Origin of the sequence: Streptomyces sp. AK02-01A, from assembly GCF_033795305.1 — a bacterium.
Taxonomy (GTDB): Bacteria; Actinomycetota; Actinomycetes; order Streptomycetales; family Streptomycetaceae; genus Streptomyces.
Genome location: NZ_JARBAE010000028.1, coordinates 75,891 through 98,316, shown reverse-complemented (window position 1 = coordinate 98,316; position 22,426 = coordinate 75,891). Strand labels below are relative to the sequence as shown.

Below are 22,426 nucleotides of genomic sequence, written 5' to 3'. Positions count from 1 at the left end.
TGGTGCTCGCAGCCGTGACCGTCTGGATATCCACCGGCGACGTCGAACCACCAAAGCTGGCGTTGCCGCCGTACACCGCCGTCAGACTGTGCACACCGATGCTGAGGGTCGACACCGACAGCGTCGCCACACCACCGGCCAGCGTGCTGGTGCCCAGCAGCGTCGCACCGTCAAAGAAACTCACCGTCCCCGTCGGAATCCCACCACCAGGAGGAACCGCCGCGACCGTAGCCGTCAGAATCTTCGTCTGACCGAACACCGACGGATCCGGCGCCGACGTCAACACCGTACTGGTGCTCGCAGCCGTGACCGTCTGGATATCCACCGGCGACGTCGAACCACCAAAGCTGGCGTTGCCGCCGTACACCGCCGTCAGACTGTGCACACCGACACTCAGCGTCGACACCGACAGCGTCGCCACACCACCCACGAGCGCACTCGTACCCAGCAGCGTCGCACCGTCAAAGAAACTCACCGTCCCCGTCGGCGTACCGACAGCGGGCGGCACCGGCGCGACCGTGGCGGTCAGGATCTTCACCTGACCGAAGACGGACGGATCCGGCGCCGACGTCAGCGTCGTGGTCGTACCGGCAGCGGTCACGGTCTGAATGTCGATCGGTGAAGTGGAACCGGTGAAGGTGACGTCACCGCTGTAGACCGCCGTCAGACTGTGCACTCCCACGCTCAGCGTCGATGTGGTGAGAGTCGCGACTCCGCCCGCCAGAGTGCCGGTACCGAGAAGGGTCGCACCGTCGAAGAAGCTCACCGTCCCCGTCGGCGTACCGACAGCCGGCGGCACCGGCGCGACCGTGGCGGTCAGAATTTTCGCCTGACCGAAGACCGACGGATCCGGCGCCGACGTCAGCGTCGTGGTCGTACCGGCGCCGGTGACCGTCTGGATATCCACCGGCGACGTCGAACCACTGAAGGTGGCGTCACCGCTGTACACCGCCGTCAGACTGTGCACACCGACACTCAACGTCGACACCGACAGCGTCGCCACACCGCCCACGAGCGCACTCGTACCCAGCAGCGTCGCACCGTCAAAGAAGTCGACTGTCCCCGTCGGCGTCCCACTACCGGGAGGAACCGCCGTGACCGTAGCCGTCAAGATCTTGACCTGGCCGAAGACGGACGGGTCCGGCGCCGACGTCAACACCGTACTGGTGCTCGCAGCCGTGACCGTCTGCGTATCCACCGGCGACGTCGAACCACCAAAGTTGACGTCACCGCCGTACACCGCCGTCAGACTGTGCACACCCACGCTCAGCGTCGACACCGACAGCGTCGCCACACCACCCACGAGCGCACTCGTACCCAGCAGCGTCGCACCGTCAAAGAAGTCGACTGTCCCCGTCGGAATCCCACCACCCGGAGGAACCGCCGTGACCGTAGCCGTCAAGATCTTGACCTGGCCGAAGACGGACGGGTCCGGCGCCGACGTCAACACCGTACTGGTACTCGCAGCCGTGACCGTCTGCGTATCCACCGGCGACGTCGAACCACCAAAGCTGGCGTCACCGCTGTACACCGCCGTCAGACTGTGCACACCGACACTCAACGTCGACACCGACAGCGTCGCCACACCACCCACGAGCGCACTCGTACCGAGCAGCGTCGCACCGTCAAAGAAGTCGACTGTCCCCGTCGGCGTGCCACTACCGGGAGGAACAGCAGCAACCGTAGCGGTCAGCACCTTCACCTGACCGAACACGGACGGATCCGGCGCCGACGTCAGCGTCGTGGTCGTACCGACAGCCGTCACGGTCTGCGTATCCACCGGCGACGTCGAACCACCAAAGTTGACGTCACCGCCGTACACCGCCGTCAGACTGTGCACACCGACACTCAACGTCGACACCGACAGCGTCGCCACACCACCCACGAGCGCACTCGTACCCAGCAGCGTCGCACCGTCAAAGAAACTCACCAGACCCGTTGGAGTCCCGCTACCGGGAGGAACAGCAGCGACCGTAGCGGTCAGCACCTTCACCTGACCGAACACGGACGGATCCGGCGCCGACGTCAGCGTCGTAGTCGTACTGGCAGCAGTTACGGTCTGCGGATCGACCGGCGACGTCGAACCGTCGAAGTTGGCGTCACCGCTGTACACCGCCGTCAGACTGTGCGCGCCCACACTGAGCGTCGACACCGACAGCGTCGCCACACCGCCTACGAGCGCACTCGTGCCCAGCAGCGTCGCACCGTCAAAGAAGTCGACTGTCCCGGTCGGAGTGCCGGCCACGGAACTCACGGTGGCGGTCAGGATTTTCGTCTGACCGAACACTGACGGATCCGGCGCCGAGGTCAGGGCCGTGGTGCTGGTGAAGGCAGCGATCGCGACAACAGTGACGGTGGCGTCGCCGTTGTTCACCACGTAGGCGTTCAGGCCGTCCGGAGTGATCGCCAGTCCGATCGGCGTCGCGCCGACCGGACTGGTGGAGACGACGGCGTTGGTCGCGGTACTGATGACACTGACCGTGTCGTCGTTCTCATTGCTTACGACGACCCGGAGGCCGTCCGAGGAGATGCCGACACCGAACGGTGTGGTACCGACCGGGATGGTGGAGACGACGGTGTTGGTCGCGGTGCTGATGACACTGACCGTGTCGTCACCGGAGTTCGCCACATAGGCGAAGAGCCCGTTCGGAGTGACCGCCACATCGAGCGGCGCCGTACCCACCGGAATGGTGGCGGTGACCGTGTTGGTCGCGGTGCTGATAACGCTGACGGTACTGTCACCGGAGTTCGTCACATAGACGAAGAGCCCGTCCGGAGTGACCCCTGTGCCGAACGGTGTCGCGCCGACGGGAATGGTGGCGGTGACCGTGTTCGTGACGGTGCTGATGACACTGACCGTGTCGCCACCGGAGTTCGCCACATAGGCGAAGAGCCCGTTCGGAGTGACCGTCACTTCGAGCGGAACCGAGCCGACGGGAATGGTGGCGGTGACCGTGTTGGTGGCGGTGCTGATGACACTGACCGTGTCGTCGCCGGAGTTCGTCACATAGACGAAGAGCCCGTCCGGAGTGACCACGACGCCGAACGGCGCGCTGCCCACGGGGATGGTGGCGGTGACCGTGTTCGTGACGGTGTCGATGACGCTGACCGTGTTGTCACCGGAGTTGGCCACGTAGGCCCGAAGGCCGTCCGGCGTGATCGCGACATCGGTCGGAAAATTTCCCACCGGTACGGTCGGATCCAGCAAGGCGACCGCATTCGCGCGAGATTTCCCGCGCCATACAAGGCCGAGTAGCTGACGCCACTTCGGCTGAAAACTCTGGTCCATGAGGTACCCCTCGCGATCTAGATCCATCCGGTCTAGACGGGAGCTGCTGGGAAATCGGCCGTACCCGGTGCGGCCAACGCACATGAGACATAGGGAATTTGCCGGACTTCCAAGGAGAGCGCCCATCAGGTATTGCCACTGACCGCTACTGGTCAGCGGGCAATCGTCCGTCCCCAGCGGAGGATGGGCGCCTCGTCAGGTCCAGTACCACGATTAACCCACCCTCACCGAATCCAGCACAGCGGAAGGACCCAAATATCACCCGAACGGATTCACCGCCTCGAAGGCTTGATTCATGGCTCCGACGCTGTTGCGAAAGGCCTGGTCGCCATGGAATGTCGGTGTGGGCCCGGCGCCACAGGCATAGGTGTAGGCGCGCCGACGGCGACACGTGCGCCGAGGACACCGCCGGAGAGGCACCGCGTGAGGAGCTCTCGGGCACCTCGTACGCACAACGCAAGTGCCCCGGCCACCTGGTGGAACGGTGGCCGGGGCACTTGTGTGAGGGAGCCGTGTCAGCGGGCGGGCCGCTGTCGGCCCGGGATCTCTCGTTGCCGAGGAGCCTGTCCCGCGACCGTCGGCCTCGGCGCGAGGCCGACGGAATGTCCTGGGCCCTGATGGCAACGGGCCAGGGCCTGTTGACGGTCGCGCGCCGGTCTACGGCTGTCGCGGATCAGCGCTGAGCGGCGTTGGCCCGCGCCTCGCCGCCGGCAGCGAGCGGCGCCGGAGTGGCCGCCGCGGCAGACGGTGCTGCGGCAGACGGTGCCGGGGCAGGCGCAGCCGCGGACGGCGCCTGGGCCGGAGTGGCCGCAGAGGGTGCCTGGGCCGGAGCGGCCGCGAGCGGCGCCTCGGCGACGTCGTCACCACTGCTCCGGTTGACGGCGGAACACGGCCCGCAGTCAATCGCCACTCCGGCCGGGCCGATGCCGACGCGAGGTGTGGCGACCACTCGGTTCCTGATCGTATTGATCACTGACACATTGTTGGAGAGGAGGTTGGACACGTAGGCGCGCTCGCTCCTTTCGTCCACGGCGACTCCGACGGGGGCGGTGCCGACGCGTACGGTGCCGACCACCCTGTTGGTGGACGTCCTGATCACCGAGACGTTGCTTGAGCCTTGGTTGGCCACGTACGCGCGGTGGCGCCGGGTGTCGATCGCCACGCCGAACGGAGACCTGCCGACGGGAATGGTGGCGAACACGAGGTTCCTGGACGTGTTGATCACGGACACGTTGTTGGAGCCCTGGTTGGTCACATACGCCCGGCCCCTGTCCACAGCCACTCCGACGGGCGTGGTGCCGACGGGGATGGTGCCGGTCACCGTATTGGTATTGGTCGCGATCACCGACACCGTGCCGGACTGGATGTTGGTGACATAGGCACGGTTGCGCGCGTGGTCCACGGCGACCGCGAACGGGTTGCCGCCGACGGGGACGGTGGCGGTCACCGTATTGGTGGCGGTATTGATCACCGACACGGTCCCGGAGACCTCATTCGTCACATAGGCACGGTTACGTCGAGTGTCGACGGCGATCCCGAACGGACCGGTGCCGACCGGGATGGTGGCGGCCACGGCGTTTCTGTGCCTGCCGGTATTGATCACGGACACGCTGTTCGAGCCGTGATTGACCACGTACGCGCGTCGGTGACGGCTGTCGATGGCGATTCCGAACGGGCTCCTTCCGACAGGGATGTTCCTGGTCACGACGTTTCTGCGGGCATTGAGCACCGACACGTTGTTCGAGCCCTGATTGACCACGAAGATCGGGTGTCTGAATTTGCCGTCGTCCCCGAACTTGCTTCGAGTGGCCTCTTGCACCAGCTCCGTCGAATCACTCGTGGGTGCGGCCGATTCCGCCCAGGCGGGCGAAGCGGTGCCGAGCAGAGGACCGGCGAACAACACCGCCGCGAGTCCCACCGCCCATGTTCCCCGTCGTCGGCCCCGTGCCTTGTGGAGCCTCCACTCCGGGGTTTTGGACTCCTGTGGCACGTTTCGGGCGAGAGGCATACCGTCTCCTGACAGGCTGTGATGTGGCTCCTGGTGGGAGCCGCGGGCAAGGATGCGAAACGGCGCAGCGAGCCGCCTTCGTCCTGGCGGCTCGATCCGTCGTCAGCAGCCATCCTGTGATCATCTTTCGACGCTCGCCACGGATGTTCGGCCAGAAGGACGCACGGGCCGCCCCGGGTTGTCCTACGGCTTGCCGGACCGTCGGATGCGATGACGCTTCCTGCCGCTGCGGGCACGCCTCGGCCCGGGCCGGCTCGACACGCGCAAGTGACCTGCGGTGTCTCAGTGTTGGACGGCCCCTTCGCGGCGGCGCCGATGCCGGGACCGCGCGTGCGGGCCCGGTCCGCTCATCCCGGAGGCGTACCGCAGGCCGGACAGTCCGCCCGGCGCCCGTAGCGCTCTTCCACGGGCTCGGCGAGTTTCATCAGGTTGAGACCGAAACGGAAGCCGGGTTCCATCCGGGGTACGCCCGTCAGCAGCGCGATCGCCGCGTGAGTGAGCAGATGGCCGGAGAGCCCGGCGGTCACCGCGTTGACCGGGTTCCAGTCCATCCGCGGCGAGGCGACCTCCTCGTCCTGGCCCGCGGCGAGGCGCAGGTCGCGCCGGTCGACATCGCCGGCGCGGTGGCATTCCCAGCACGCCCCGTGCCCGGGGACATGGACTCCGACCGTGACCAGCGGGCCGCGGTAGCCGGCGTCGAGCCAGGGCGTCCCCGTGGCCAGACAGACGCGGTTCGCCCAGCGGCGTACCTCCGGCGGCCGGTCGGCGCAGAGCAGCAGCAGGTCGTATCCCGGCGCGAGCAGTGCCGCGAGGTCGTCGGCGCCGCGCACCTCGCGGCGTTCCGTGGTGAGCGCCGCCCGCGAGTCGAGCGCCCGCAGGGCTTCGGCCGCCGCCTCCGCCTTGGGTCGGCCGATGTCGCTCTCCCGGTAGAGCGGCTGCCGGTTGAGATTGGACAGCTCCACGACATCGCCGTCCACACAGTGCATCCGTCCCACGCCCGACGCGACCAGCCCTTGTGCGGCGAATCCGCCGGTGCCGCCGAGTCCGAGCAGCAGGACACGGGCGGATCGCAGCCGCGCCTGGAGTTCCCATGTCGTCGGGCGCGGTGACAGATCCATCCAGCGCAGCAGCGTCACACCGCGGCTGTACCGTACGTGGTCCTCTCCGGTGAGGCCCTCAGGCAGTTCGGCTCCCGCGTCCTCCAGGAATCCGGCCTCGTACAGGTCACGCATGGCCTGCCCGACCAGGCTCGGTTCAACACCGGAGTGACGGGTGAGCACCTCGGTGACCGCTTCGAGCGGGCCGCGAGTGCCGTCGAGGGCCTCGGTCAGTGTCCAGATCCAGCCCTCGGGGTCGGCGACCTCGGCACCGATGCCGTACACCACACTCCCGATCCGCACATTGCCGTCCACGGTGCGATAGGCCCGGTGCTCGGGCTTCACCCGTGGACGTCGTAATCCGGACAGCGGCACCTTGGGTCCCTCGGGCATCACGCCCGTACCACCTTCGTCTCACTGAACCGGCCGGCCAGTTCGGCGGCGGCCAACACGACCCTGAACTGGTGTTCTACCTGGTCATGGACCGGAATCCAGCGGACACGGCAGTCGGCCTCGAAGGCGTCGCACCGCTCTGCGAGGAACCGGTCGAGAGTGTTCCGGACCGCGTCGACCCGCGCGAGGTCCCGGCGGACATACGGAGCGTCCTGGGCGAGCAGTTGGCTCAGCAGCCCCGCCGTGCGTACGACAAGCCGCCGGGCGGCGATCCGGAGCGACATGACGCGCGCCCGGTTGAGCGGCGGCAGGGCGCCGGCCGTGCCGGGAGCCCATTCCTCCGCCAGTCCCGGACAGACGGCGAGATACTCCTCGACCGGGGCGAGCAGCGGCGTGGCGGTGTCGAGAAGCGCCGGGCGAATCCGCTCGACCAGTTCGGTGAGCAGCAGCGCGTCCTTCCGGAGCGTGCGGCTGATGGTCTCCAGAGCGGCGCCCGGATCGGGATGCGCGGCCGTGTCACCGACCTCGTCGGCGCCCCACATCGGAGCTTCGACGACGGCGGTGAAGGTGCCGTACCGATGCGGATGGAACCAGGTGGACGCGGCGGTGGACGCGGGCAGCGAGTCGAACTGATCGGTCTCCTCGGGCTGCGGCATGTCATAGACGCCCGGGCCGGGACTCGGCCAGAAGAAGGCGTCGTACGGTCCCAGCTCGACCGGTATCCGCAGGTCCCCGGCGGACCGCACCAGCTTGTCGGCCATGCCCGGCAGACCACGCGTGAGCTGGACGAAGCTGCCTCCGACGTCCACGCCGTGCAGCGAGCACTGCAGAAACGGACGCAGTTCGTCCTGGAGTTCGAGGAGAGCGCGGGTCTCCGGCATCGGTGCCGCCCCGGACTCCGCGGGCAGCCACTCGGGCTGCCCGGCGAAGCCGGGACGGTAGAAATGCCGGTAGTGGTGGACGAAGGTCATCGGTCCCCTGAGCCATCGCTCGTTGCGGCGGGCCCCGTCGGGATCGAGACAGAGGAGGAAGTGCCAGGTCGTATCGGCCGTATACCTGAACCTGTCCGGTCGTCCGGCCCGCGCCAGATAGCGAGCCAGTCGCAGCGCCGTGACGCCGCCGACCGGCTCATTGGCGTGCGGACCGGCGACCACCAGAACGTGCCGGCTCCCCCGCCCGACGGAGAGCGACCGGATGGGCTCCCCGGCCCGCGACGCGCCGATCCGGCGCAGCACCACCCGGTCCGGCTGCATGGCCGCCAAGCGCTCGGCACGTGAGGTCAGTTCATCGACGGTGAGATAGCGGCCCGGCACAACGCCCGCTCAGGAACCGGTGGAGTTGCTGTCGCCTGTGGTCTCTTTCCGATCGAGACGCCGAATCTTGATCGCCGCAAGCTTCGGGTGTGATGCGCTGTCGTTCTTGGCCGCTCCGCTCATGAACCGCTCCTTCGACATCACGGGGCCCAACTCTCCTGTTGTGCACCCATTGTGATGGTCAGTCACATACTCCAAGTGCGTCAACACTGTGGACGGGTGACGGCACAGTTGGCGAGAACCGGCCCCGTGCTTCCGGCCGCGCGGCGACGCGACACGGTGCGGCCGGACCGTCCCTGCCGCTCCCAGGCCGTGCCAGCCGCACCTCCGCGGCCGGGACCAGGAACTACGAAAAAGTCCTGCTCTTGGCCCGCCCGCCGCAGGCCCGGACGTGCCCTTCTTGGCTCCGCCTTCAGTTATCTGACGGATCATCAGTTCGCAGGCCTCGGCTGCTAGCATCATTTGGCTGCGTCGGCGAGGATCAGCAGGGGGACGGTATGCCGTTGAGGCCGAGGTTCGTCGTGGACGAGAGCGCCCGGCGACTGTTCGTCGACCGTACCCACGCGCTGGCCGCGGTGGAGGCCGAACTGGACGCCGTCCAGGCCCGAGTCGGCGGCGGAGGCGACGTGATGAGTCCGCGCGTCCTCAATGTCACCGGTGTCGGTGGCATCGGCAAGTCCCGTCTGCTCGCCGAGGTGCAGCGCCGCGCCGAACACCGCGGCTACCGCACGGCTGCACTCGATCTGCAGGTCCCCCGGTTACGCGAACAGGACGCAGCACTCTCCGTCCTACGCGCCCAGTTCGGTGAGCAGAAGGTCAGGTTCGACCGGTACGACCTGGCGTACGCCGCCCTGTGGCAGCGCTGGAACCCCAACCTGCGACTGTCCGAGAAGAACCTGCCCTTCCTCACCCGGAGCGAGGTCCTCGGTGGCATCCTCGACGGCGTCACCAGTCTTCCGGTGTTCGCCACGGCGATAGGTCTGATCCGGGCCGTCGACTCGACCTCCCACCACGTCCGCCACTGGCAGCGCATCCGCACGGATCCGGTACTGCAGCGGCTGGACTCGCTACCGAACGCCGAACTCGCGGACGCGGTGACCTATCTGTTCGCCGAGGAACTGCGCGCGGCCACCAGCGACAGACGGCCATACATCCTCTTCGTCGACGCCCACGAAGCGCTTGGCGCCGGAGCGCTGCGGGCCGGGAGGGACAGCACCGTTGACGCCTGGCTGCGAGACCTGGTGTCCCAGCTCGACGCGGGGCTTGTCGTCGTAGCGAGCCGCGAGCCACTGCGCTGGGCCCGCATGGATGTGGAGTGGGATCAGGTGATCCGGCTGATCGCGCTCGATGGTCTGCCCATGGCCGACCGGTTGTCCCTGCTGGAACAGGCCGGAGTGGAAACGGACGCGGTGCGCGATGCGCTGGCACGAGCCAGCGCCGGAGTGCCGTTCTATCTCCATCTCGCCATCGACACGGTGCGGCAGCAGGCGCCGACCGGATCGCCCGACAGCCCGCCCTCCACTCCCGCGGTCTCCACTCAGGAGATTCTGCGGAGGTTCCTCCAGCACGTCAGCACGGAGCATGTGCAGATCCTGGAGCTGCTGAGCGTCGCGCGCACCTTCGACAGGGATGTGTTCCGCAAGATCACTGCTGCCTTTGGCCTACCAGGACACCAACTGGCGTGGGAGGGCATCACGGCGTACTCGTTCGTACACGCGTCGGGACAAGACCGCTTCCGGTTGCACCAGTTGATGGTCCAGGCGTTGCGTGACCAGCTTTCGCCGTCCGCCGCCCGAGCGGTCAACCGGGTCTTACGTGCTGTGTGGCAGCGACGAGCCGATGCCCTCGACGACGGAGAGGGTACAGCCAGGCATCTCGCGGACAGTCTGCGCGAGGCCGCCTTCCACGCGGCCCGCGCCGAGGAGCTGTCCGGGCCGCAGCTCCTGTCCTTCGCTGACCGGATTACCCGTTGCGGCAGCCCGCAGAGCACCAGTGGCCTGCTGGCGGACCTCCGCGAGTATGTCGGAGCACCGGTCGTCGGGCACGGAACCGGATTTGGAGCTGCCGCCGGACAGGCCGAGCTTCGCAGAGCGGCACTGTGCGCCGACGCCGACCTGTCCCTGCTCGCCGGAGAGGTCGAACGCGCCGCGCAACTCACCGAGGGTGTGAGCCCGCGCACCCCCACCGAGGTGGAGGGAAGGCTTGCGCTGGTGGGGGCTCACGCCCGCCGGATCCTCGGTTCGACCAGCCGGGCGCTGGAGTTGTACACCGAGCTGTGGCAATGCCAACAGGGCGCCGTGCGGTTGCAGGCCGGGCTGTGGGCCGCGGATCTGCACATGGCGCAGGGCCGGTTCGCTCAGGCGAGGGAGCTGGCCGACTCCCTGCGGCAGGAGTGCCCACCCGAGGATCACGAGTTCCTCGGAGACGCCGCCCGGCTGCTGCACCTCGCCCATCGGTTCGCCTTCGATTTCGAGGGTGCCGCGGCGTGCCTCGAAGAGGCGGAGCAGCACTACCGCTCGGGCAGGAGCGCCGTCGGGCTGGCCAATATCGCGGTCAACCGTGTCGAACTGCTGGCGTGGACGGACCCGGCGCGCGCCCTCGGTATCGCCCAGGAGGCTGTGGCGACCCAGGTGGAACTGGGAGCCAAACCCGAGATCGGAAAGGCCTACTCGGCGATGGCGCTGGCCTGTCTCGGTATCGGAGAACCCCATCGGAGCCGCGCCGCTCTGGAGCTGGCCCGGGAGAACCTGCGACAGGCCGGATACCGCTCCGGACTGGCCAGAGCGGAACTGGTACGCGCCGTACTGCTCGCTCGCACAGAGCGGATCGGCGATGCCTTGACCAGCGCCAGGCGGGCTGTGGCCGAGTTCGAGGCGACCGAGGTCTACCCGAGTCTGGTGCTCGCCACCGACCATGTCCTGCGCATGGTCGGGCTCGTCGATGACGCTGTCTCGGCGGCTGCTGACGCGGCACGCGCCAAGATCCAGCCGTTCGATTCAATCCAGCGACTGGATCAGGACATCGAGACGAGCATGCACACTCTGCTGGCTGACGCGTCCACCGTGAGCACGCCTCCCGGAAGACTGTACGCAGAAGCCCTGTCCGCGCCGCGCCCCGCCGCCGGTTTCTACAACCGGAATGTACGCCTCGACACCTCTTCGGGCCCGGTGATGGTACGCATCCCGATCTCGCACGCGGACCAGATGGACCTGCGCATCTGGCCGGAACACCTGGTGACGGCCGCCGTGGGACCCTTCCTCAGCGGCCAGGTCCCCCGGCTTCTGTACCGGTCCGCCGAACCGGCCTTCCAGGTCTACGAATTCGTCGACGGAGCCGTGATCGACGACGCGTACCCCAAGGAGACCCGTGTACCGGACGCGGTGCCGGGAGATGTCGTCCGGCTGCTCCGCAGGCTCACCGACGTGCCACGAGAGGCGATGCCGGACTTGCCGGACTCCTGGCCCCGGGACGGCGACACGAGCGGGTTCGGCCGACTGCTCCAGTCGGTGACCGCAGGAGTGATCGACCGCTTCCAGGATTCGCATGCGGCGCTCTTCTCCGAACTGGGCATTCCCACCGCACCGCTGGAGACTGTCACCGACCAGTGGGACGCCCTTGCGCGGCGGCCCTTCCGACTGGTCCACTCCGACATTCACCGCAAGAACATGATTCTCCGCGACGGGGCGGTGTCCTTCCTGGACTGGGAGCTCGCTCTGTGGGGCGACCCGGTCTACGAACTCGCCGTCCATTTGCACAAGATGGGCTACCAGACCGACGAGGCAGAAGCGGTGGTGCGGGATTGGAGCAGGGACATGCCCACACCTCTCATCAACGGCTGGCAGCCCGACCTGGACGCCTATCTCCGGCACGAGCGGATCAAATCGGCCGTCGTCGATTCGGTCCGCTACGCGCAGATCATCGCTCAGGGCAGCCGGACAGCGGAAGCTGAAGAGACACTGGTGTCTTCCCTGACGAAGAAACTCAACCGGGCCGGCCAGATCTGGGGATGGAATCGTCCCGTCACGGCATCAGGAGTACGGGCCGTGCTCGATGGGCCGTCCAACCCCGGGGTGTGATCCCCGGAGACGTGTCAACACGCTGTTGTACAACGCGGCGCGATCCACTCTGCCGCCTTCCGGCCGGGCCGGGACCGTCGGCGGGTCCCGTGATCAGCACACAGCCATCGGCGTGATCAGTAAACGGAACCTTGGCCTGCCGACGACTCCGGCCACAGGTTGAGGCCGGTCGCGACCGGCCACGGAGCCGGGCCCGTGGCCGGTTCACCTCCGTCGGGCGAGGTCGATTCAGATCTGGGAGACTTGATGTCGAAAAGTTACTGAATGGACGACATGTCGATACCTCTCAGCCACCTCCCTCAGCCATGTCTCTCAGCCGAGAAGGCGTGGCAAGACGGAGGGAAGGATCTGCCGTGAATGAAACGCGTGTGCGCGCCGCTCGCAGCGCGCAGAGAGTGATCGAGGCGGTCGCGGCCCAGGGCGCGGAGTACATCTTCGGGGTTCCAGGAGCCAAGATCGACGCCGTCTACGACGTGCTGGCCGACATGGGCCCGCGGCTGGTGGTGTGCCGGCACGAACAGAACGCCGCGTTCATGGCGGCGGCGGTCGGCCGGCTCACCGGTACGCCGGGCGTGGTTCTGGTGACCTCAGGCCCTGGTACCACCAACCTCGCCACCGGTCTGCTCACGGCCAACACCGAGCAGGACCCGCTTGTCGCCCTGTGCGGCGCGGTCGGCCGCGAGGACCGGCTCAAGCGTACGCACCAGTCGATGGACGCCGGCGCGGTGCTGAAGACCGTCACCAAGTTCACCGGCGAGATCGACGATCCCGACAACGCACCGGAGGCGGTGGTCAACGCGTTCCGGGCCGCCACCACCGAGCCACGCGGAGCGGCCGCGGTGGTCCTGCCCTCCGATGTCCTCGCGGCGCCGACCTCCGCCAGAATCGCTCGTGCGCTGCCCGTCCCCGCCCTTGGCCCGGCGCCCGCCGAGACAGTACAGAGGGCGGCCGACCTCATTCGTGGCGCGGAGCGGCCGGCCCTGCTCGTCGGTACGCGCGCGGCCGACCCGGAGAGCTGCGCGGCGCTGCGCGCTCTGGTCGCCGACACCGGACTTCCCGTGGTCGAGACGTTCCAGGCCGCCGGTGTCATCTCGCGTGCGCTGGAGGACCACTATGTCGGCCGGGTGGGACTGTTCCGCAACCAGCCCGGCGATGTCGTCGTGGCCGACGCCGATGTGCTGATCGTGGTCGGGTACGACGCGGTCGAGTACGACCCTGTCCTGTGGAACACCGATGTGACACGCACGGTCATCCATATCGACTCCGTCCCGGCGGACATCGACAACCACTACCAGCCTTCACTGGAACTGCGCGGGACGGTGGCCGCGACAGTGACCGCACTGGCGGAGAAGCTGTCCGGGCTCAGCCTCAGTGACGCGTTCAGGAGTGAGATCAACCGCCAGCGACGGATCCTGACGGACATCGACAAGAGCGCCAGAACCGCTTCACCGGCGAACGGCGGGCTGAACCCGGCGGAGCTGGTCCTGACGCTGCGCGACGGCCTCGACGACGACGCCACGGTCGCCTGCGACATCGGTTCGGTCTACATCTACATGGCGCGTCACTTCCGTACGTACGAGCCGCGCCATCTGCTGTTCTCCAACGGCCAGCAGACCCTCGGAGTCAGCCTGCCGTGGGCCATGGCGGCGAGCATGGTGCGACCCGGTACCCAGGTCGTCTCCGTCTCGGGTGACGGCGGTTTTCTCTTCTCCGCGCAGGAACTGGAGACGGCGACGCGCCTCGGGCTGACGTTCACGCATGTCCTGATGCGCGACAACACCTACGACATGGTCGGCTTCCAGGAGGTGCTCAAGTACGGACGGAAGTCGGGCGTGCAACTGGCCGACTACGACACCGTCAAATACGCCGAGACCTTCGGAGCACACGGCTACCGCGTCGAGACGGAGGACGAGTTCGGCGCGGCGCTGCGGCAGGCCCTGTCCGAGGACGGTCCCTCGCTCATCGACGTGCCGGTCGATTACAGCCACAACACCGACCTCGCGGCCGATCTGCACGAGGACCCGTTCGAGTGAACCGGCGGCGCCCGGGAGGAGGCAGCAAGACATGACCGCATCCGAGACCGCCACCGACCGGTTCCGGCACTGGGCCAAGTCCATGCTCGCCCATCGTCTCGGCGGCAGCGGGTCCGGCTACAGCGCGGAGAGGGCCAGAGAGGTCTACCAGTCCTCCACCATGGGCGCGCTGCTCGACGGCGTCTACGACGGAGACGTCACGATCGCCGAAATCCTCACTCACGGCGACTTCGGGCTCGGCACGTTCAATCATCTCGACGGCGAGATGGTCATCCTCGACGGCACCTGCTATCACCTGCGGGCCGACGGCAGCGCCACCGTCGCCGCCGCCTCCGACCGTACGCCGTTCGCCGCCGTCACTCACTTCTGGCCCGACACCACCATCCCGGTCACGGACGGCGGCAGCCGTGCCGACGCCATGGCGCTCATCGACGAGACGATCCTCAGCAGGAATCTCGTCTACGCCGTCCGGATCACCGGGACGTTCAGCTCGATGCGTACGCGCACCGTCATGGAACAGACCCCGCCGTACGCGCCATTGACCCAGGCGACCAAGGGCCAGGCGGAAACCGACTTCACCGATGTGACCGGGACGCTGGCCGGCTTCCGCATGCCCGACTACGAACAAGGCGTCTCGGTGGCCGGTTATCACCTCCACTTCCTCAACGGCGACCACACACGAGGAGGACACTCCCTCGACTTCCGGATGGACCACGGTGACATCGCCATCAGCACCGCGTCCGAACTCCATCTGAGCCTTCCCCGGTCCGGGAAGTTCCTCGACGCCAACCTGTCGGCGGGCGATATCGCGGACCAGATCCATCAGGCGGAGGGCGGCGGTTGAAGCGCGCGGTCGGTCCTATTCGGACATGGGTGGTGACGACGAACGGGACGCGGCACCGCGCCGTGTCCCGGCCCTGAGCCGGCTCCGCATGGCGGCGGCTTCTCGCGCCGGCGCGAGGATTCCCGCCTGTAGCCGCCGGGCCGCGTCGATGTGATCGGCGGTCCAGATCATCTTGACCGCCGTCGCGGTACCTCGCCCGTCCTCGCCGCTGAGGTCGCGCCGTACGGCATCGATCAGACGGCGGTCCGCGGCCGTGTCGTGCGCGAGCCGGTCGGGCACGGAGCCGGAGCCCGCCAGTGCCCGCGCCGTCTCCTCGTACCAGTCGACGAGCGGCGTGCCGGCCGCGAGGATCTCGGCGCGTGCCGCGGTCCGGTCGCCCGCCGGCGCGGCGCCGTCGCGTCTCCAGAGATCGAGGATGGCGTCGGCGGTGAGCTGGAGCACGGCGACCGCGTTGACCAGTGAGGTCACATCCGCCAGCGGAACATGCTTGGTGCCGCGCTCGGCGAGGAATCCGCGGAAGGCGTCATCGAGCCGGCGGGACGCCGCCGCGGCGCGCCGGCCGTCCTCGCGCGGCGGAGGAGCCGCGGGTACGAGTGCGTCGCACCGGGTCACGCCGTACTCGATCGCACCGCGCAGGCAGTGAGCGCTCTCGGAGAAGGCCTCGGCGAGCGCCTGGCCCAGTGCCGATCCCGCTCCGCGCGGCCAGAAGAGCGCGCCGACGACCAGGCTCACCGCGCAGCCGATCGCGACGTCCTCAAGCCGGACGAGTCCGATCCGCCAGCCCGCCGGCTCGATGATGTTGTAAAGGATCAGCAGCGAGGCGGTGAAACCCGCCTGGCCCGCGGCGAAGGAGATGACGGCCGGCGCGAGGCCCGCGAAGGCGACAGCCGGCGGGAGCAGCAGCCACAGCGCGGTGGTGTCCGCACCGATCACATAGACCAGCCCGCCGCCGATGACAAATCCGGCCACGCTTCCGAACAGCCCGCGCACCGCGTTCTGGCCGGTCATCAGGGCGTTGGAACGCAGGACGGCCAGCGTGCCGAACACGACCCAGAACGAATGCTGTACGCCGGTCAGTCCGGCCACGAGCACGGCCAGCGCGAGGGCGGTCGCGCCGCGCACACTGTTGTGCAGCCAGACCGAATGACGCTCGACATGGGCACCGGCGCTTTCCTGCGCGAACGACAGCCGGGAAGAGACGCCGGCCGGTTCGCGGCCCAGCGCGCGCTGCCACCAGGTCCGGCGCCGCGCGGCAACGATGAGGTCGATGTGCACGGCGATGGCGGAGGCCACGAAGCTCATCTCCTGAGCGCGGAAGCTCGGCTCCAGCGAGCTGACGAACCCGGCGACCACGGCCTCCGGATTCTCTTCCATGGAGGTGGGAGCGCGACGGACGGGGAGCGCGGACGTCACCGTCCGCTCCATGGCCTCGCGCGCGTCCCGCAGCCGGCGCATCCCGGCATCCAGCTCGGTGGGGTCTCCGACGGCCGACCGCAGTTGGACGGCGCTCAGCTCAAGCAGGTTCGCGGCCGCCGTCTTGACCTCGCACACCGCTGATGCGGTCCGTCCCGGCCGCTCGTCGACAGGTGACCGTTCGAGGACCGCGTCGAGCAGCAGCACCTGGTCGATCAGGCGCACGAGAGTGCGTGTGCCAGTTGTCAGACCCGTGGGGCGGTAGGGCGTACCGAAGAACGACTCGCGCAGCGCCGCGACCGAGGCGGCGGCCTCCTCGACCAGTGCGCCGAGGGCCTCGCGACGGTCCGGTCCGAAGCCACTGAGCGTGCAGTCGGCCTCCGTGCGCAGCCGCCGCGCGAGCAGCGCACAGGTCCTGGCCGTCGCCACGCGCAGTGGCTCACGGGTGGGTGCGGGCCACAGGACACCGATGGCCACCATGGATACCGCGCCGGCCAGCAGCCAGCCGAGGACACGGGCCGGGATCGAACCGACCGGTCCCGGCAGGGTCACCGGCAGGACAAAGCTGACCAGCAGCGCGGTCGCGGAACTCGCCAGCACCGAACTGACAACGCCGATGAACAACACCAGGAAGGAGACGACGAATGTGACCGCCGCGGCCAGCCACACCGTCTGCGAGGCCAGGGTCCCGAGACAGACCAGCACCGCACCGGCGAGCACCAGCCAAGCCTGCGCCGCCAGCCGCTCCCGCATCGAGCCGCCGAAGTCGACGAAGAGCAGTGTGGCGAGCGCACCGAACGCCGAGAAGATGGCGAGCGTCGGATTGCCGATGAGTTCCCCGGCCACGGCGAAGACACCGGGCATGACGATCGCGGCGCGGCCTGCCCGGCGCAACGCGGTCAGATCGGCGTCACGCGTGCGCAGCCACCGCGGGAGGGTCATGAGGCGGCTCCTCGCGACCGGTACGGGCTCAGCCGGTCGGGCTGGTTCGACCGGCGGTGCGGACCACGCCGGTGAACCGGAATGGCCGGCTCGCGGAGCGCGCGGTCAGTGGTGGACATCGTCAGGACCGAAGCACGGAAAATACGGGCAGCACTGAAAACCCAGCGCATTCATAGAATGGCATCATGTCGCGCGCTCCGCCCAAGGGCCTCGTCCCGATGGCCGAAGGCCGGGCCGCGGTCACGCTTTCGAGGGATCAGGGCCACGACCCCGCGATACGGTGGAAGCCCGACGCCATGACTTCGCTGAGGTTCGCCATGAGGAAGATCGTCCTGTCCCTGTCGGTGTCTCTCGACGGCTTTATCGAGGGACCCCAGCGCCAGATCGACTGGCATTTGGTCGACGACGAGTTGCACAGTCACTTCAACGAGCAACTCAAGCCGATGGGCGCCTTCCTGAGCGGGCGTGTCACTCATGAGCTGATGGCCCAGTTCTGGCCGACGGCCGACGCCGACCCTTCACATGCGGGTCCGGTGGCCGAGTTCGCCGGGATCTGGCGGAACATGCCAAAGATCGTGTTCTCCAGGACTCTGGAGCGGGCCGACTGGAACACCACCATCATGCGGGATGTCGTCGTCGAAGAGATCTTGGCGCTCAAGGCACGGCCGGGCGGAGACCTGGCACTCGGCGGCGCCGACCTCGCCGCGGCCTTCATGCGGCACGACCTGATCGACGAGTACCGTCTCTACGTCAATCCGATCCTCCTTGGACGAGGCAAACGCCTGTTCAGGGACTCGGACTCCACTGTCGGTCTCCGGCTCGCCGAGACCCGGACCTTCGGCAACGGCGTCGTTCTCCTCCGATACCAGCGCAGGACCGCCTGCTCGCTCCATTGACGACTGCCGACAACTGCCGTGCGCGCGACCGCCGTTGAGGCATTCGTTACCGCGACGGGGACATGTGCCGCGCACCGCGGGCCGAGACCGGTGGCGGGTGAACGCCTCCGCACGCGCGGCATATTGGCCGGCACATCGACAGAACACCGGGCCGAGAACGCTGTTCGCGTGAATATCGGGCAATAGCGTCGGCAGCGATGATGGATAAATTGCGACAACTGCGCCATTCGGGTGGTGTACTCCTGATTTTGTTGCTGTCATATGCGCACGAGAGGATAACTGTCATTATCCAAACCGGTGGGCCGCCCACCCTCTCCGGGGGAGTGGCAGCGTACATATCCCGCATCTACCAGGCGAAAGCCTGAATAGCCGCGGGTTGGTCTCTGCCACGATGGGCACTCCCGTGGGAGGGGTTTGGATAGCCAGTCGGCGCCGGTAAAACGGTGCCGACTGGTACGGCGGCTCATGTGACCTCTTTTTGGGGGCACCATGCGAGCTTCCCGCACCTCCCGATCCGCCGTCGCCGCCTCCGCCCCGGCTCTCGTGCCGGCGATTGTGAGCCCGCGACGCGAGGACGGCCGAGGCACCGGATCCGCCTCATGCCGAGGCACCGATTCATCTTCCAGGGCCGACGGTGTTCGCTTCCCGGCCCCGCTCGCGCGGGCGGCCCTGACGACCACGGCCCCGCACCACGCTCCGCGAACACCGGACCGCTCTCTCCGTACCGCCGGCGACCGCGGCGGAACCGATCGCGGGCGGTGGCCGCACCACCTCGTATCTGTCACAGCGCCCGCACACCCGGAGCCTCGCACGGTGGTCCTCGGCGTGCGCGCGCGTCCGCGTGACAAGCCGGGCTGTCCCGCGTCACGTCCGGGAGCGAACACCGCTTCCCGTCATCCGCGTCCGACCCACGACGAGAGGAAGAGCCATGCTGCCCAGCACGCGTGCGAGAGTGCAGATCACACTGTCCCCGAGAGAGGTCGAGCGGTGGCCCGACACGGCCGCTCGGGCCCTGGCCCATGACTGGCCCAAGGGACGCCCGGCGTCGTTCAGCGTGCCGACACTGGAGCGAGTGGTGCCGATCTGCCGCCATCTCGCCGGGTCATGGATGGATTCCCAGGACATCACGGACGAAGGCGCTCGGTACACGGTCTCGCTCGTGCTCTCGGAGCTGATGACCAACGCCATCCTCCACACGAACAGCGTCTGGATCTCCGGCCATTTACGGAAGACCGGTGACCAGATCCTCGTGGAAGTACACGACGAAGGCGGCCCGTCGGTCGCCGCGCATCCGCATCGCGCCCGTCACGCGAACGAGCACGGCCGGGGCCTGGCGCTGGTCGCGCAATCCGTCCAGGAGCTGGGAATGCGGCTGGAGGCCGACGGCGGCCGCACGGTCTGGGCCTGTGTACAGGTGACCGCTCAGGCCCCTCGCCAGCGGACAGCGAGCACGTCCGCGGCGTGAACCGCTCCCGGCCGGAGGACAGTTCGGCCGGGCTACGCATTCCAGGCGCAAGCCGCACCTCACCGTTCGCGCCCGCCGGAGTCCGGAGCCGGGAACATCGAGTCGCCCGGGCGCGGTGACCACCCGGCGGCCCACGGCGCCGTCGCCTTCGGTCCGGCACGCGTCCCCGCACGGGACCGCGACGCCGAACTCACCCAGCAGATCACGAAGTAACTGATCCTCCGGGCCCGTTCCTCCGGGCCCGTTCCTCCGCGCCCGTTTCTCTCAAGCCCCGATGTCACAGCGCCCGATGACACAGGGCCTGGTGTCACGACGGCCCGGTGTCACAACGGCCCTATGGAGCCCTCGTAACCGGTCCGTCGCCTGAGGAAAGCCGCCCGGCGACCGGCCCTCTCCCCCGCCAGGCCGTCCCCATGCCTTCGCGCACCGGCCGTGCCTCCCGCCGAGACCGCGGATTCGCGGCGCCAGGCCGTTCGCGGCCGGTCGCCACGGTACGGGTCAACAGGCCGCGTTCACAACGGCGGCCGGTCACTCTCATACAGCCGGAAGCCCTCGGAATGACCGAGGGCTTCCGGCTGTCGTGTTCGCCGTATTCGCCGGATGCGCTGTGTTAGCCGTGTTAGCCGTACGGGACGAGCGCGCCGCCCTGCTGCCCGGCACCCAGCGCCTCTCGTCTGGATCCTCCCGGGCCCGCCTCCCCCGGCACCACGCCTCGCCGGGTTGCCGTCGGTCACCAGGGCTCCGCCATGGCTCGCCGTGGCGGCCGCGGTGGCGGTCAACTCCCGCCGTTCTCATCCGTGTTCTGCCGCAAACACCCACGCACGCCACCGGCCTGCGGAGGGATCCCGCAGGCCGGCGGCGTTGTTCAGGGCCCTTGCCTACCGGCGTGTCGACGCGGCGGCAGCGGAGCGGTGACGGGGAAGGATCACACGTAGGTGTACCCGCCCGCGACGGTCGCGGTACCCGCCGGTGTCGTCACGACGACCGCGGCGTTTCCGAGCACACCGGCCGGCGAGATACCGAACAGCAGGGTCCCGCCCGGATCGATCGACACCACGGTGGCCGGCACACCCCCGACGGTGACCGTGGCACCGAGCAAGTTGGTGCCAGTGATCACGAACGCCGTACCACCGAGGACCGGGCCGGTGGCCGGGACAATGCTGACGGCGGTGGGAGGCAGGACCGCGCCCGTGTAGGTGAACCCACCCGGGACAGTGACGGTACCCGACGGTGTCGTCACGACGACCGGGACGTTTCCGGCCACACCGGCCGGCGAGACACCGAACAGCAGGGTCCCGCTCGGGTCAATCGCCACTACGGTGGCCGGCACACCCCCGACGGTGACCGTGGCACCGGCCAGGTTGGTGCCAGTGATCACGAACGCCGTACCGCCGGCGACCGGGCCGGTGGCCGGGACAATGCTGACGGCGGTAGGAGGAGTGGGCGGGGTCGGGCCCACATAGATGTAGGACACCGGGTTGCTCGTGCCCCTGCTGCCGGTCGCGGTGACCGCCACAACGCCCGGGGCGTGTGCCGGAGCCAGGACCGTGACGGTCAGGCCCAGCGGGTCCTCGGCGATGATGGTGGCCGGTGTGGTGCCGAACAGGACGCTGGTCGTGCCGTTGAGGCCCACCCCGAAGAGCTGAACAGGGTTCCCGCCCGTGGTCGGTCCCGAGTTCGGCGTCAGCACGATCAGCAACGGGCCGAAGGGGAACGGGAAGAGCGAGCGGGACTGGTCGAAGTTGAGCGCGGGTGTTGCCATGATGGTCCTCCTGCGAGAGTGACTCTGAACGCCGGACCGTGCGGTCCGTGCGTGGACTGGCCGCGATCAGTGATGCGCCGCCCGGGCGAAGGCCATGCCTCCGACCCACGTGGGATCAGGCACGGCAGAGGGAGGGCGGCCCTCTTGGGCGGGGAATCCGGCCGGGGCAGTGCCATGTGGTGATACGGCCTGCCGGACAGGGAGGGATTCGACTGAGGACGGTGGCCGACGGGCTCGGCCTCATTGTGCGCACCATCGTGCGGCTTTGAGCAGGTGGGCCGCTTCACCGGCCGGTGCCGCAAGCGAACACCGGCTGATGGGGCCTGATTCCCGGGGATCCCACCGCGGTGCAGTGGTCTGCTCGCCGAAGCCCTGCTTGCTGTGGGGAGGGCCGAAACGGGCGGGCCGACTGCTGAGCTCCCCGGAGAGGGACGGGCGGCCCACCGGTTCAACGCTCTCCAGTAACACCGAACAACGCTCCGACATCAACCCCCATGACGGTTAGTCACCCGATTGGCGCAACCCGGAAGTCGGCTCCGCCGTGGCCCGTCGCCAGGTGCCCGTCCCCCCTCGCAAAGGGCTGTCCCGTAATCCCTGGTGGATCAGCGCGCGGCGTCGGATGCCGTGCGTCGCAAGGCGGAGGGGCGCTCGCATACGGGACGTATGCGAGCGTTCCGACAACGCGGCGGCTCGTGCTGGACGTACGTGGCTGACTCCGACAACGCCGCGAGCGTGCGGGCCGGACGTCGTGGGCCAGGCGGGATGTGTCGGACAGGCCTGAGGGCCGTCGGACGGCCGGGCCGCGGCTCGGGCCGAGTGGCCGGCCGGGGCCACGGCCCGAGCCGATGTCCTGTGACACACCGGCGGTGGGAAATCCGGCCCGGTCGAGCGGTCT

Annotated in this window: 11 protein-coding genes; 5 read left to right on the top strand and 6 right to left on the bottom strand. The window is 68.4% G+C overall.

Annotation, left to right across the window (positions count from 1 at the left end; translation table 11 throughout):
* The 4 genes from PV679_RS24010 to PV679_RS23995 all read right to left on the bottom strand — a co-directional run.
* Positions 1-3,373: Ig-like domain repeat protein (locus PV679_RS24010; RefSeq protein ID WP_319682446.1), on the bottom strand; the 3,373-nt coding region annotated here is incomplete at its 3' end.
* A 589-nt stretch (positions 3,374-3,962) separates the two neighbouring features.
* Positions 3,963-5,207, bottom strand: coding sequence for a YncE family protein (locus tag PV679_RS24005; RefSeq protein WP_319682445.1), 1,245 nt, complete (start codon positions 5,205-5,207; stop codon positions 3,963-3,965).
* A 437-nt stretch (positions 5,208-5,644) separates the two neighbouring features.
* Positions 5,645-6,787, bottom strand: coding sequence for a ThiF family adenylyltransferase (locus tag PV679_RS24000; protein WP_319682444.1), 1,143 nt, complete (start codon positions 6,785-6,787; stop codon positions 5,645-5,647).
* Positions 6,787-8,100, bottom strand: coding sequence for a M14 family zinc carboxypeptidase (locus PV679_RS23995; RefSeq protein ID WP_319682443.1), 1,314 nt, complete (start codon positions 8,098-8,100; stop codon positions 6,787-6,789). The genes PV679_RS24000 and PV679_RS23995 overlap by 1 nt, the downstream gene beginning before the upstream one ends.
* A gap of 497 nt (positions 8,101-8,597) precedes the next feature.
* Between PV679_RS23995 and PV679_RS23990 the strand changes: the two genes are divergently transcribed.
* From PV679_RS23990 to budA, 3 genes are all read left to right on the top strand, one after another.
* Complete coding sequence (locus PV679_RS23990) at positions 8,598-12,176, top strand: phosphotransferase (RefSeq protein WP_319682442.1); 3,579 nt, start codon at positions 8,598-8,600, stop codon at positions 12,174-12,176.
* Between the two features lie 353 nt (positions 12,177-12,529).
* A complete protein-coding gene (gene alsS / locus PV679_RS23985) occupies positions 12,530-14,209 on the top strand; it encodes an acetolactate synthase AlsS (protein ID WP_319682441.1) in 1,680 nt (559 codons plus the stop codon).
* A gap of 31 nt (positions 14,210-14,240) precedes the next feature.
* On the top strand, positions 14,241-15,053 hold the full coding sequence (budA, locus tag PV679_RS23980; RefSeq protein ID WP_319682440.1) for an acetolactate decarboxylase: 813 nt from the start codon (positions 14,241-14,243) through the stop codon (positions 15,051-15,053).
* Between the two features lie 15 nt (positions 15,054-15,068).
* Here budA and PV679_RS23975 read toward each other — a convergent pair whose 3' ends face one another.
* Positions 15,069-17,408 (bottom strand): FUSC family protein, encoded by a 2,340-nt coding sequence (locus PV679_RS23975; RefSeq protein WP_319682439.1) that lies wholly within the window; start codon positions 17,406-17,408, stop codon positions 15,069-15,071.
* 317 nt (positions 17,409-17,725) lie between these two features.
* On the opposite strand from PV679_RS23975, the gene PV679_RS23970 reads away from it, so the two are divergent.
* Together PV679_RS23970 and PV679_RS23965 are read left to right on the top strand one after the other, a co-directional pair.
* Positions 17,726-18,304, top strand: a complete 579-nt coding sequence (locus PV679_RS23970) for a dihydrofolate reductase family protein (protein ID WP_319682450.1) — start codon at positions 17,726-17,728, stop codon at positions 18,302-18,304.
* Between the two features lie 928 nt (positions 18,305-19,232).
* Positions 19,233-19,769 carry an ATP-binding protein gene (locus PV679_RS23965; RefSeq protein ID WP_319682438.1) on the top strand — a complete coding sequence of 179 codons (537 nt, stop codon included), beginning with the start codon at positions 19,233-19,235 and terminating at the stop codon, positions 19,767-19,769.
* Between the two features lie 925 nt (positions 19,770-20,694).
* Here PV679_RS23965 and PV679_RS23960 read toward each other — a convergent pair.
* A complete protein-coding gene (locus PV679_RS23960) occupies positions 20,695-21,531 on the bottom strand; it encodes an IPT/TIG domain-containing protein (protein WP_319682437.1) in 837 nt (278 codons plus the stop codon).
* Positions 21,532-22,426 lie beyond the last annotated feature (895 nt).

Excerpts from the sequence above, each read along its gene's own strand:
- PV679_RS24000 (WP_319682444.1), bottom strand. The coding sequence starts at position 6,787 with ATGCCCGAGGGACCCAAGGTGCCGCTGTCCGGATTACGACGTCCACGG.
- PV679_RS23990 (WP_319682442.1), top strand. The coding sequence starts at position 8,598 with ATGCCGTTGAGGCCGAGGTTCGTCGTGGACGAGAGCGCCCGGCGACTG.
- budA (WP_319682440.1), top strand. The coding sequence starts at position 14,241 with ATGACCGCATCCGAGACCGCCACCGACCGGTTCCGGCACTGGGCCAAG.
- PV679_RS23975 (WP_319682439.1), bottom strand. The coding sequence starts at position 17,408 with ATGACCCTCCCGCGGTGGCTGCGCACGCGTGACGCCGATCTGACCGCG.
- PV679_RS23970 (WP_319682450.1), top strand. The coding sequence starts at position 17,726 with ATGAGGAAGATCGTCCTGTCCCTGTCGGTGTCTCTCGACGGCTTTATC.
- PV679_RS23965 (WP_319682438.1), top strand. The coding sequence starts at position 19,233 with ATGCTGCCCAGCACGCGTGCGAGAGTGCAGATCACACTGTCCCCGAGA.
- PV679_RS23960 (WP_319682437.1), bottom strand. The coding sequence starts at position 21,531 with ATGGCAACACCCGCGCTCAACTTCGACCAGTCCCGCTCGCTCTTCCCG.